The following is an 11,798-nucleotide window of genomic DNA, read 5'->3' on the forward strand; positions in this document are numbered from 1 at the left end:
CCGCCGGCCGACGACCAGCAGGCGCAGCCTGCGGCGCCGGCCCAACGGACCCAGACCACGCAACAATCCGGCGGCGCGTTCCCCGCGCCGCTACCGAGCGGTGGATTTAGCCGCTAGGCTCCTGCTTCAATTCATTAGACGCGCGCCGCGCCGCGGCGCCGGGATGATCCATGTCTTTTACCATCGCCATTATCGGCCGGCCCAATGTCGGAAAGTCGACGCTGTTCAACCGGCTGGTCGGCCAGAAGCTCGCGCTGGTCGACGACGAGCCCGGCGTGACCCGCGACCGCCGCGAGGGCCAGGCCCGGCTCTACGATCTCGACTTCACCATCATCGACACTGCGGGGCTCGATGAGGGCGCCAAGGGCTCGCTGACGGCGCGGATGCAGGAGCAGACCGAAACCGCGATCGCGCTCGCCGACGCCCTGATGTTCGTGATCGACGCCCGCGTCGGCCTGACGCCGACCGATCGCGCCTTCGCCGACTTCGCCCGCAAGGCCAACAAGCCGGTGGTGCTGGTCGCCAACAAGGCCGAGGGCAAGCATGGCGAGATCGGCGCGATGGAATCCTACGCGCTCGGCCTCGGCGATCCCGTGCAGATATCGGCCGAGCACGGCGAGGGCATGGGCGACCTCCACGAGGCGCTGAGCGCGTTGGTGCCCGCGACACCAGAGGAAGACGACGAGGTCGAGGACGACGAGGACATTTCGGAGGAGGAGGCCGCGCAGCGCCCGATCCGCGTTGCCATCGTCGGGCGGCCCAACGCCGGCAAGTCGACGCTGATCAATCATCTGCTCGGCGAGGAGCGGTTGCTGACCAGTCCCGAGGCCGGCACCACGCGCGATTCCATCGCGGTCGAGATCACCTGGCAGGGTCGCCAGTTCCGCGTGTTCGACACCGCGGGCCTGCGCCGCCGCTCGCGGATCGAGGAGAAGCTGGAGAAGCTCTCGGTCGCGGATGCGTTGCGTGCGGTGCGCTTCGCCGAAGTCGTCGTGATGATGATGGACTCGCAGAACAAGTTCGAGGAGCAGGATCTGCGCATCGCCGACCTGATCGAGCGCGAAGGCCGGGCCATCGTGCTCGCGGTCAACAAATGGGACCTCGTCGAGCGCAAGCCCAACCAGATCTCGCAGCTGCGCACCGATGCCGACCATTGGCTGCCGCAGGTCAAGGGCGCGCCGATCGTCGCCGTCTCCGGCCTGATGGGTGAGGGCATCGACCGCCTGATGATTGCGATCCAGGAGGCCTATGCGGTCTGGAACCGGCGCCTGCCGACCGCGGGGCTTAATCGCTGGTTCGAGCAGGCGATCCAGGCCAGCCCGCCGCCGGCCGTCTCGGGCCGCCGGCTGAAGCTGAACTACATCACGCAAGTGAAGGCGCGCCCGCCGAGCTTAGTGTTGTTCTGCTCGCGCGCCGATGCGATCCCGAGATCCTATCTGCGTTACCTCACCAACTCGCTGCGCGAGACCTTCGATCTGCCGGGCACGCCGATCCGTATCACGCTGCGCGAGAAGGCCAATCCGTTCGCCTACAAGCGCAAACGGCCGTCGTGAGCGGAGAGGCGGGAGCTGACGCAATGTCGGTGCCGCAGGCACGCAGCGGCGCCGTGATCTTCATCTTCATCACCCTGCTGCTCGACATGCTCGCGCTCGGGATCATCATCCCGATCCTGCCCAAGCTGATCGAAGGCTTCGTCAACAACGACACCGCGAACGCGGCACGCATCTTCGGCGTGTTCGGCTCGATCTGGGCCTTGATGCAGTTCGTCTGCTCGCCGATCCTCGGCGCGCTGTCCGATCGCTTCGGCCGCCGGCCGGTGGTGCTGCTGTCGAATTTCGGCCTTGCCGCGGACTACGTGCTGATGGCGCTGGCGCCGAACCTGATCTGGCTGTTCGTCGGGCGGGCGATCTCGGGCATCACCTCGTCGAGCGTCTCGACCGTGTTCGCCTATATCGCCGACGTCACTGCGCCGGAGCAACGCGCCGCGATGTTCGGCAAGATCGGCGTCGCGTTCGGCGCGGGCTTCATCATGGGACCGGCGCTCGGCGGTCTGCTCGGCGAGATCGATCCGCGGCTGCCGTTCTGGGCGGCGGCGGGATTGAGCTTCGTCAACGGGCTCTATGGCCTGCTCATCCTGCCGGAATCGCTGCCGGTCGAGCGGCGTGCGCCGTTCAAATGGAAGAGCGCCAATCCGATCGGCGCGTTGCATTTCCTGCGCGCGAACCGGACGCTGGCCGGCCTGTCGCTGGCGACGTTCTTCGGCCAACTCGCGCATGTCGTGCTGCCCTCGGTGTTCGTGCTCTACGCCACCTATCGCTATGGCTGGGATACCGGCACCGTCGGCGCGACGCTCGCGCTGGTCGGCCTCTGCGGCATGATCGTGCAGGGCGCGGCGATCGGCCCGATCGTGCAGCGCCTCGGTGAGCGCAACGCGCTGTTCCTCGGTCTCGTCTGCGGCGCCTTGGGCTTCGTGATCTTCGGCGCGGCGCCGACCGGGCAGCTGTTCTGGATCGGCATTCCCGTGATGGCGTTCTGGGGCATCTCGGCCGCCGCGACGCAGGCCCTGACGACGCAACTTGTCGCCGCCGATCAACAAGGCCAGTTGCAGGGCGCGACATCGAGCGTGCAGAGCATGTCGGAATTGATCGGCCCGTTCCTGTTCACGCTGACCTTCGCCTATTTCATCGGCGACAACGTGGCCGTGAAGCTGCCCGGTGCGCCGTTCTATCTGGCGGGCGCGCTGCTGCTGCTCGCGCTCGCCATCGCCTGGCGCGCGACGGCGGCAAAGAGAACGTAGCTTCGTAGAGAGCGTAGCTCCAAGGGCGTGCTGCTGTTCCGCTGGCGGGTAGAGTTCGGCGTGGCAAAAAAGAAGCGCGCGAGGCTCGCTTCCGTCGCGCTGCCGGACAACACGGTGGCCACGCGCTTTCTGCGACTGCCTGAAGGAATGATGGCAGTTGATCTGCCCGACGGCGGCGTGTCTTTGCTGCCGATTGGCAGCGATCCCGATGTCGTGCGGGCGCGTTCGATCGCGCGACGGCGCAGTCATGCGCATCGGCGGCAAAAGCTCGGGGCGGCACCGGCAGGCGCATTATTCATTGCGACCGTTGAATACTGGGTTCGATGATTGCAGCGCGTTGAGGGCAGTAAAGGTCTCGGTGTCAAATTCTCCATCGGTACGACCCCTGTAAAGCCCAAAATCTCCCAGTAGCTTCTGTACCTCGCTCTTTGTGTCGGCATGCCAGGTGGCGTTCAGCTCGAAAAGACTCTTTCGTGCAGAGTCAGACCCCATTCGAAAAGCCGTCAGGAGATATTCTGCCGCTTGCCTCGCATCGCGATCCACACCTTCACCCTGGTCAAGAACCAACGCGTAATTGCGCATACCGCCGGGGTTTCCGCTGGCGGCTGCTCGCTCAAACCAGCGAGCCGCTTCGGCCTGGTCCTTCAAAACTCCTATTCCGTTCTCATAAAGATAGGCGAGGTCCGACATCGCAGCCCCGAGACCCTTGTCGGCGGCGCGCCGAAACCAAGAGGCGGCCGCACTCGCGTCTGCTTTGACTACGACGCCATTCAAATGCGCAATTGCGATCTGCCACATTCCCGCCGGGTAGCCGTCCCGCGCGAGATCGAGCAGGATGTCGAGGGCGTACACACCGTCGGCCTTGCTTGGCGATCGCAGTAGCGCGCGGGCGAGCTGGGCACGAAGGCGCGGCGTCGCGGGGGCCTGGAGAATGGCGGCGATGCAAGCCGGCGCAGCCTCTTTGATGTTGATGTCTTTCAACTCAACCCGCGGCGCGCGCGAATCAGGGACGTCCAATCCATAGCTGGCAAGGCGGTCGCACATCGCAACCGCGTTCGGGGTAGCCCATTTATGAGCGGCGCGGACCAGCTGTGATTGTCGCCCAAGGTACTCACTGAAGGCGCGATTGTTGAATGCGGGGCGAATGGCGGGTTGCTGCTGTGATGGTGTTTGTGTAACAGTCGGTGGTTGAGGAAGCTTGTTTTTGGCAACAGCCTCGTCCTGGTCGCGTTTCGCTGGCGCTATGCCATCGCTCGCTAGGTACACCTGCCCAATGATCTGGTCATAGTAGGCGGGCACCTGCGTATGGCTTACGGTTTGCGAAAGGTTTCGCACGGCTACTTGAATCGACTTTGCAACGTCGACTAGCGAACGGTCCTTCTTCTGAATCTCCTTGAGAAAGACCCGGGTGAAGACCGAGTTTGGATCGAAGTCGCTATCAGAAAGGCGATCCAGTGCCGATTGTCCCACCCCGGCGGAGTAAAGAAGGAAAACTCCTTCTGGAGGTGTGCCCATAGCGAGCCCGCGCGCACCCCCGACAGTTCTGGTCGCGCCGGCTCTGAATGGATTGTCGCGGCACGCATCCAGGACGAAAATTGTGACACGAGCCCCGCGGTCCTGCAAATCGGAGAGAATCTTGTCGATTGGAACGGCCTCGCCGGTGAGAAGACTTTCCTGGCCCTGGTCAACGGGCGGCAGGTCTGTAGGCAGGATGTAGTTGGTCCCCCGGATTTCGATCCCGTGTCCGGCGTAGTAGAGAAATGCGAAATCGCCCGGCTCGACACGATCCAAGAATGCGGACAGCTGCCGAATGAAATCGCGGCGACCAAGGTCGGTTGCAAGATGAACCTGAAAGCCCATTATTTCCAGGGCGGAAGACACGGCTTTGGCATCGTTTACTGCCCTTTCAAGCTTGGGCACACTTTCGTAGGCATTGTTGCCCACGACGAGCGCCACGCGTTTTTCTGCGCGTGCTTCAAAACCTGCCGAAAGGGGCACTGCGAACGCGCAAGCGAGTAAGACCACGCGAATTTTGGAATTGGGGCGGGCTTTCATGATCGCGTCCATCAGCGCCTGGCGTCTGGGAAGGCTCTAACGTAGCCTGCCCATACAACCACTTGGCTTGGCAGCGTAGCACCGGACCTGCGGACGAACATTGGATTTCGTCCGTGCGGGCCGAAGCCGCCGCGAAAAGTGGCGGGTTACGCCTGCGGCTAACCCACCCAATTTTATTCCGTCGCCGGCACCGAATGGTGCTCATGCGTGATGAACCAGTCACCATCGACCTTGCGCAAGCCGATCGTCAGCCTGAACTGAAACGTGGCGTCGGGCGCGCCGCACCGCATCACCGCGACGGCGAAGGCCACGTCATCGCCGGCCGTGATCGCGATGTCCTCGATGTCGAAGGCGTCGGAAGGGCGTTGGCAGCCGAAGAACAGATCCCAGGTCTTCCTGTACGCATCAAGACCGCGTGACTGGAACGGTGGCGGCACGTCGAACATCACGATGTCCTGATCGTGATGGGCGAGAACGCCCGCATAGTCGTGTCTGCGGACGGCGTCCGCCCAGGCTTCGATGATTGTTCTGACTTGGTTTTCGGCTCCGGATTGCGTCATGGAACTCGCTCCGTGTGTGGCTGACATGCGCCCGGAGGACGCAGGCCAGGACGTATATCCGACACGCGGAGAGAATTATTTGAGCGGTGAACGGCCGGACCGAATCCCGGCCGTCGCGCGACGCTTACTTCTTCACCAGCGGACAATCGCTGGCCTCGAGCGGCTTGGCGGCGTCTTCCGGCGAGATGGCGGCGATCAGCTTGTAATAGTCCCAGGGATACTTGGACTCTTCCGGCTTCTTCACCTCGAACAGATAGGCCGGGATGATGCGGCGGCCGTCGATCCGCAGCGGGCCCTTGCCGAACAGCGGATCGTCGGTCGGGATCTCCTTCATCTTGGCGACGACCTTGGCGCCGTCATGCGGATTGCCGCCCATCGCGTCGAGCGCCTTCAGGTAATGCAGCACGCCGGCATAGACGCCGGCCACCGTCATCGAGGGCATCGAGCCCTTGGGCGAAACCTTCTGGAAGCGCTTCGACCAGGCGCGGGTTTGGTCGTTCATGTCCCAGTAGAACGACTCGGTGAAGGTGAGGCCCTGGGCGATCTTCAAGCCGAGCGCGTGCACGTCGTTGACGAACAGCAACAGCGCCGCGAGCTTCTGTCCGCCCGCGGTGATGCCGAATTCGGACGCCTGCTTGATCGCGTTGGTGGTGTCGCCGCCGGCATTGGCAAGGCCGATGATCTTGGCCTTGGAGGCCTGCGCCTGCAGCAGGAACGAGGAGAAGTCCGCAGTGTTGAGCGGGTGCTTGACGCCGCCGAGCACCTTGCCGCCGTTGGCGGTGACGACCGCCGAGGTATCGCGCTCCAGCGCGTGGCCGAAGGCGTAGTCGGCGGTGAGGAAGAACCAGGTGTCGCCACCTGCCTTGGTCAGTGCCTTGCCGGTGCCGTTGGCGAGCATGTAGGTGTCGAACGTGTAGGAGATCGTGTTGGCGTTGCAGGCCTTGCCGGTCAGATCGGCGGTCGCCGCGCCCGAGTTGAGCACGATCGAGTTCTTCTCCTTGGCAAGGTTGCTCACCGCCAGCGCGACGCCGGAGTTCGGCGTATCGGTGATGATGTCGACCTTGTCGTTGTCGATCCAGTTGCGCGCGATGTTGACGCCGACGTCAGGCTTGTTCTGGTGGTCGCCGCTGACCACCTCGATCTTCCAGCCCTTGGCGCGCAGGCCGGAATCTTCCACCGCCATGTTGGCCGCGGCCACCGAATTGGGGCCGCCGATGTCGGCATAGAGGCCCGACATGTCGTTCAGCACGCCGATCTTGACGTTCTTGTCCTGAGCAAGGGCAGGCGTAGCAAGGCCGAGTGCAGCGCAAGCGAGAAGCACGGCGTGGCGCCGTGCGAGCGTCGTCGTCATGAGACATTCCCTCCACTGTCAATTTTTTCCGCAACGGCCCTCTTGTGGGGCCTTGTGCCGGTCGTTCGCGTTCCCGCTTACCCTTTCCTTTGGCGAGCGGCAATCCGCATAAAGCCGGATGAACTGCGTCGAAGCGCCATGATTCAATCAGAACCGAAGCTCTGGGTGCCGTTTATTTGAGCGCATCCGAGGTCAGCTTGAATTTCTGGATCCGCTTGCCCTCGACCTCGCCGGTGTAGACGTTGCCCTTCTGATCGACCGCCATGACGTGGAGCAGGGCAAACTGTCCGGCATTGCGGCCGCTATGGCCGAAGGTGCCGACCACGCTGCCGTCGTCGCGCTTCAGCACGCGGACCTCGTTGTTGGCGCCGTCGGCGTTGAGCAGATAGGTCTGCTTCGGATCGGGCCACAGCGCGAGATCGAACACGGCGCCGTCGCCGCGGGTGTTCTTCTCGTAGAACCATTCCTTCACGAAGGTGCCGTTCTTCTTGAACACCTGGATGCGGTCCTGGCTGCGGTCGCAGACATAGACCAGCCCGTCATTGGCGATCTTGATGCAATGCACGGGATTGCCGAACTGCTCCTGCACCGCCGCGCTTGGATCATAAGGCGGCTGCTTGTCGTCGGTGGGCAGCTTGCCGTAGCCGCCCCAGTGTCGCTTGTAGGCCAGCGTGCTGGCGTCGAACACGATGACGCGGCGGTTGCCATAGCCGTCGGCGACGTAGAGCTCGTTGGCATCCTTGTCGATCGCCATCTCGGCGGGGCGGCCGAGCTGGGTGGTGTCGTTGCTGTTGGTGCGGGCTGCGATCTTGCCGATCTGGCCGAGATACTTGCCGTCGAGCGAGAACTTCAGGATCGCGCTGTCGTCATCGGCATTGCCGCCGATCCAGACGAAGCCGCGTTCGTCGACCTCGATGCCGTGCTCGCGGCCGACCCATTGATAGCCGTCGCCGGGGCCGCCCCAGGCCCGCAGCAGATTGCCGTCGACATCGAATTCGAGCACCGGCGGTGCGGCCACGCAGCATTTCGCGCGCGGCGGGGTGAGGCTCGCCGCCTTCTCGCCGTCGGTCAGCGAGCGCGGCCGGTGGACCACCCAGATATGCCCCTGCCAGTCGACGGTGATGCCGCCGATCTGGCCGATGATCCAGTTGTTGGGAAGCTGTTTCGGCCAGGACGGATCGACCGCGAAGGTCGGGACGTCGCCGGCCCTGGCGGGCGTTGGCTGACCAAAAACGGTTGAAGATGCGATGCCGGCGGAGAGAAACAGTCCGGACAGAATGGAGCGCGCGCGATTGAACGTCGGCGTCATGATGCCTCCCCAGATTTTTCTTGGCGGGGCGTCCCGCTTGGGCGCGCAGTCAATCGCGGGGCGGGGAACGAGTCAATCACCCAGCCGTCATCGCGAGGAGTCGCGTAGCCCGGATGGAGTTGCGTAGCCCGGATGGAGCGAAGCGAAATCCGGGGCGGTCTCTTCGCGGACAGACGCTTCCCGGATTACGCTTCGCTTCATCCGGGCTACGGTTCGTCAACCTAGGCCGGCGGCTGGAAACTCCGCAGCGTGCGCGCTTTGTAGTCGTAGAGCTTGCCGGTTTCGGTCCACTCCGGCGAACACATCGGCACGATGAATTCGGCGGCCATGTCGGGCGTATCCAGCGTCATCGGGTCTTCGCCGGGAAACACCTGCGCGCGCATCCGGGTGCGGATCGGACCGGGGCTGAACAGATTGACGCGCAGCGCCGTGTTGGCGGTCTCGTTGGCCCAGGAGCGCACCAGCGCATCCAGCGCGGCCTTCGAGGCCGCATAGGGGCCGAGATAGGCGTTGGCCTTGTGCGCCACGCCTGACGTGACGAACACCGCACGGCCGGCGTCGGACTGGCGCAGCAGCGGGTCCATGCAGCGGATCAGCTGGAAATTCGCGGTGACGTTGATCGCGAACACGTCGTTCCACGGCTTCAGCTCGATATGGCCGAGCGGTGAGGACGGGCCGGCAGTGCCGGCGTTGCCGAGGAGGATATCGAGCTTGCCGTGGCGCTCATGCAGCGCGAGCCCGAGCCGCGCGATGCCGTCGTAATCGGTGAGCGAGAGTGGCACCAAGGTGGCGCTGCCGCCGTCCTTGCGGATCTCGTCGTCGAGCTCTTCGAGCCCGCCCTGGGTACGCGCCACCGCCACGACATGCGCGCCGGCCTTGGCCAGCGCGACGGATGTTGCATAGCCGATCCCGCGCGAGGCGCCGGTCACGAGGGCAATACGGGAGGTGAGGGGTTTTGTCATGTCTGTCCGTCCGTGTCTTGCGGCGGGTATTACAGACGGAAATGGCCGGGACAAGCCCGGCCATGACGAATTCCTGCGCTTTCGGCCAGGGGCCGGGCCCCTGGTCCATATTGCTGCTGTTGGTGCCGTTGCCCGAATTGTCGGGCGTCACCTTCATGCCCTGTCGGAAGGCAAACACGATGAAGCCGACCAGCAGCACCCCACAGAGGATGCCCATGATCGGCTGCATGACATTGCTCCGTCAGCTCGCCTCGGCCAGCAGCGAGAGCTGGCGCGGCGGGGCCTCGGTTTCGCTCTGGTCGGTGAGGTGGGTCGGATAGGCGCCGGTGAAGCAGTGGTCGGCAAATCTCGGATTGGCCGGGTCGCGCCCTTCATACCCCATCGCGCGGTACATGCCGTCGATCGACAGGAAGGCGAGCGAGTCGGCGCCGATGATGTCGCGCATCTCCTCGAGCGAGTGGGTCGCGGCGAGCAGGCCCCCGCGGTCCGGCAGGTCGATGCCGTAATAGTCGGGATAGAGGATCGGCGGCGAGGCGAGGCGGAAATGCACCTCGCGGGCGCCGGCATCGCGCATCATGCGCACGATCTTCTTCGAGGTGGTGCCGCGCACCAGCGAATCGTCGATCAGGATGATGCGCTTGCCTTCGATCGCGGCGCGGTTGGCCGAATGCTTCATGCGCACGCCGAGCTCGCGCACGGTCTGGGTCGGCTGGATGAAGGTGCGGCCGACATAGTGGTTGCGGATGATGCCGAGCTCGAACGGCACGCCGGAATACTGGCTGTAGCCGACCGCGGCGGGCACGCCGGAATCCGGCACCGGCACCACGACGTCGACCTCGGGATGGCTCTCGCGCGCGAGCTGGGCGCCGAACGCCTTGCGCACGTCGTACACCGAGCGGCCGCCGACGATCGAATCCGGCCGCGCGAAATAGATGTACTCGAAGATGCAGGGCCGCGCCGGCTTCGGCGGGAATGGCTTGTGGCTGTGCGCGCCCCGCTCGTCGAACACGATGATCTCGCCGGGCTCGATGTCGCGGACATACTTCGCGCCGATCATATCGAGCGCGCAGGTCTCCGAGGTCAGGATCGGATGGCCGTCGAGATCGCCGAGCACCAGCGGGCGGATGCCGAGCGGGTCGCGGGCGCCGACCAGCTTCTTGTTGGTCAGCGCGACCAGCGCATAGGCGCCCTCGATGGTGCGCAGCGCCTCGATGAAACGGTCGATGAAGCGGGTGCGCTTGGACTGTGCGACGAGATGCAGGATCACCTCGGTGTCGGTGGTCGACTGCATCATGGCACCGCCCTTGACCAGCTCGCGGCGCAAGGTGAGGCCGTTGGTCAGGTTGCCGTTGTGGCCGACCGCAAAGCCGCCGGCGCTGAGCTCGGCGAACAGCGGCTGCACGTTGCGCAGGATGGTGCCGCCGGTGGTGGAGTAGCGGACGTGGCCGACCGCGGCGTTGCCGGGCAGGCGATCGATCACCTCGCGGCGGGAGAAGGCATCGCCGACCAGGCCGAGGCGGCGTTCACTGTGGAAGCGGCCACCGTCGAAGGAGACGATGCCGGCGGCCTCCTGGCCGCGGTGTTGCAGGGCGTGCAGGCCGAGCGCGGTGATCGCGGCGGCCTCGGGGTGGCCGAAGACGCCGAACACGCCGCATTCCTCGCGGAGCGTGTCGCCATCGAGATCGGGGTGGTATCTGAGGTCGTCGTCCCGGTAATCTTGTCGGAGATGGTCTTGTCGAAGATGGTCCTGCGTTTCGATCGGGCCCAGGTCGAGATCCATTTGGGCGGCGTGATCGGAAGGGGTTTGCATCTCGTTCATCGCCTCTCGTAAGGGGCCCAAATAAGTTACCGGCCCGCGGGTTTCTCGATCAGCTTTTTCAAGCTGTCACGCGCAGGTTTGCTATAGCCATCGCCCGACGCCGGCGTTGCCTGATCGTTGGTATCAGCCGCAGAATCGTCGTCCGGCTTATTCTTCTTGAACTTCTTTAAGATGGTGTTCTCGGGGTCGTCAGGCAAGAGCGCCATCAGCCAATCCCCGGTTCCCTGCAGCACCACCCGGGACTTCGCGCCGGTCACCCAATCGGGCCGCTGCTTGTCCGGAACCAGCCAAGTGAAGAACATGAACGCCACGACCACGATCAGAAGGCCGCGGGCGAGCCCGAACAGGAAGCCGAGGGTGCGGTCGAGTGCGCCGATCCGGGAATCCAGGATCATGTCCGAGATCCGCACCGTGATGATCGAGACCACGATCAGCGTGCCGACGAAGACGCCGGCCACCACCACCACGGCCGCGACCGTGTCGTTATTGAAGTAAGTTTTGGCGGTCGGCAGCAGCTTCGAGAAAGCATACAGCGTGACCAAGGCTGCGGCGCCCCAGGCCGCGATCGACAGGATCTCGCGCATGAAGCCGCGCACCATGGCAAGCAGGCCCGAGATCAGCATCACGCCGAGCAGGACGAGATCAAGTATCGTTATGGGCATCGGCTGGTCAGGTCCGCTGGTACGTTTGGGTCCGCTGTTAAGGGCTCGCGAATCGGCAAAGTCGGTGCCGTCCTAACTGAGGCGCATCGGGGGCATTCGGCAAGGCCGCAACACCACTAGTCCCGCGCGCCGGATGTATAGCGGCGGGGGGCTGATACGTCACGCCTGCTTTAGCTGGTCTCGCGACGGAATCGGGCCGGTGTGGCATTTTTCTCAGCCGCATCAGCGCCCCTGGAGCCGCCCTGGTCGTCCCTCGGTGCGGCCCGGCCACCTCGGGGCGTCC

10 protein-coding genes are annotated in these 11,798 nt (G+C 64.4%); 3 read left to right on the top strand and 7 right to left on the bottom strand.

All coding sequences use genetic code 11. From position 1 onward, the window contains the following. Positions 1 to 170 precede the first annotated feature (170 nt). From der to H8B02_RS39145, 3 genes are read left to right on the top strand one after another with little or no spacing between them, the layout of a single operon-like run. Positions 171 to 1,553 (top strand): ribosome biogenesis GTPase Der, encoded by a 1,383-nt coding sequence (gene der / locus H8B02_RS39135; protein ID WP_229171063.1) that lies wholly within the window; start codon positions 171 to 173, stop codon positions 1,551 to 1,553. Positions 1,554 to 1,576: 23 nt separating this feature from the next. Beyond that, the gene (locus tag H8B02_RS39140) at positions 1,577 to 2,797 is read left to right on the top strand and encodes a TCR/Tet family MFS transporter (RefSeq protein ID WP_229171064.1); all 1,221 of its coding nucleotides are present in this window, start codon (positions 1,577 to 1,579) and stop codon (positions 2,795 to 2,797) included. A gap of 27 nt (positions 2,798 to 2,824) precedes the next feature. Beyond that, positions 2,825 to 3,124, top strand: coding sequence for a hypothetical protein (locus tag H8B02_RS39145; RefSeq protein WP_229171065.1), 300 nt, complete (start codon positions 2,825 to 2,827; stop codon positions 3,122 to 3,124). On the opposite strand, the gene H8B02_RS39150 is transcribed toward H8B02_RS39145, so the two are convergent. From H8B02_RS39150 to H8B02_RS39180, 7 genes are all read right to left on the bottom strand, one after another. Then, on the bottom strand, positions 3,089 to 4,864 hold the full coding sequence (locus tag H8B02_RS39150) for a caspase family protein (RefSeq protein WP_229171066.1): 1,776 nt from the start codon (positions 4,862 to 4,864) through the stop codon (positions 3,089 to 3,091). The genes H8B02_RS39145 and H8B02_RS39150 overlap by 36 nt on opposite strands. 161 nt (positions 4,865 to 5,025) lie before the next feature. Further along, a complete protein-coding gene (locus H8B02_RS39155; RefSeq protein ID WP_229171067.1) occupies positions 5,026 to 5,412 on the bottom strand; it encodes a YybH family protein in 387 nt (128 codons plus the stop codon). A gap of 124 nt (positions 5,413 to 5,536) precedes the next feature. Continuing rightward, positions 5,537 to 6,763 (bottom strand): ABC transporter substrate-binding protein, encoded by a 1,227-nt coding sequence (locus tag H8B02_RS39160; protein ID WP_229171068.1) that lies wholly within the window; start codon positions 6,761 to 6,763, stop codon positions 5,537 to 5,539. 172 nt (positions 6,764 to 6,935) lie between these two features. Beyond that, entirely contained in the window at positions 6,936 to 8,072 is a 1,137-nt protein-coding gene (locus tag H8B02_RS39165; protein ID WP_229171069.1) for an NHL repeat-containing protein, read from the bottom strand. A 221-nt stretch (positions 8,073 to 8,293) separates the two neighbouring features. Further along, on the bottom strand, positions 8,294 to 9,034 hold the full coding sequence (locus H8B02_RS39170) for an SDR family NAD(P)-dependent oxidoreductase (RefSeq protein ID WP_229171070.1): 741 nt from the start codon (positions 9,032 to 9,034) through the stop codon (positions 8,294 to 8,296). Between the two features lie 241 nt (positions 9,035 to 9,275). Further along, positions 9,276 to 10,853 carry an amidophosphoribosyltransferase gene (purF, locus tag H8B02_RS39175; protein ID WP_229171071.1) on the bottom strand — a complete coding sequence of 526 codons (1,578 nt, stop codon included), beginning with the start codon at positions 10,851 to 10,853 and terminating at the stop codon, positions 9,276 to 9,278. A gap of 26 nt (positions 10,854 to 10,879) precedes the next feature. Further along, a complete protein-coding gene (locus H8B02_RS39180) occupies positions 10,880 to 11,515 on the bottom strand; it encodes a CvpA family protein (protein WP_229171072.1) in 636 nt (211 codons plus the stop codon). Between the last annotated feature and the right edge of the window lie 283 nt (positions 11,516 to 11,798).

This window comes from Bradyrhizobium altum, from assembly GCF_020889705.1.
Classification (GTDB): Bacteria; Pseudomonadota; Alphaproteobacteria; order Rhizobiales; family Xanthobacteraceae; genus Bradyrhizobium; species Bradyrhizobium altum.

What these genes read in the sequence shown, in the direction of transcription:
- H8B02_RS39160 (WP_229171068.1), bottom strand. Translation starts at nt 6,763, where the DNA reads ATGACGACGACGCTCGCACGGCGCCACGCCGTGCTTCTCGCTTGCGCT.
- H8B02_RS39155 (WP_229171067.1), bottom strand. Translation starts at nt 5,412, where the DNA reads ATGACGCAATCCGGAGCCGAAAACCAAGTCAGAACAATCATCGAAGCC.
- der (WP_229171063.1), top strand. Translation starts at nt 171, where the DNA reads ATGTCTTTTACCATCGCCATTATCGGCCGGCCCAATGTCGGAAAGTCG.
- H8B02_RS39150 (WP_229171066.1), bottom strand. Translation starts at nt 4,864, where the DNA reads ATGGACGCGATCATGAAAGCCCGCCCCAATTCCAAAATTCGCGTGGTC.
- H8B02_RS39170 (WP_229171070.1), bottom strand. Translation starts at nt 9,034, where the DNA reads ATGACAAAACCCCTCACCTCCCGTATTGCCCTCGTGACCGGCGCCTCG.
- H8B02_RS39140 (WP_229171064.1), top strand. Translation starts at nt 1,577, where the DNA reads ATGTCGGTGCCGCAGGCACGCAGCGGCGCCGTGATCTTCATCTTCATC.
- purF (WP_229171071.1), bottom strand. Translation starts at nt 10,853, where the DNA reads ATGAACGAGATGCAAACCCCTTCCGATCACGCCGCCCAAATGGATCTC.
- H8B02_RS39180 (WP_229171072.1), bottom strand. Translation starts at nt 11,515, where the DNA reads ATGCCCATAACGATACTTGATCTCGTCCTGCTCGGCGTGATGCTGATC.
- H8B02_RS39165 (WP_229171069.1), bottom strand. Translation starts at nt 8,072, where the DNA reads ATGACGCCGACGTTCAATCGCGCGCGCTCCATTCTGTCCGGACTGTTT.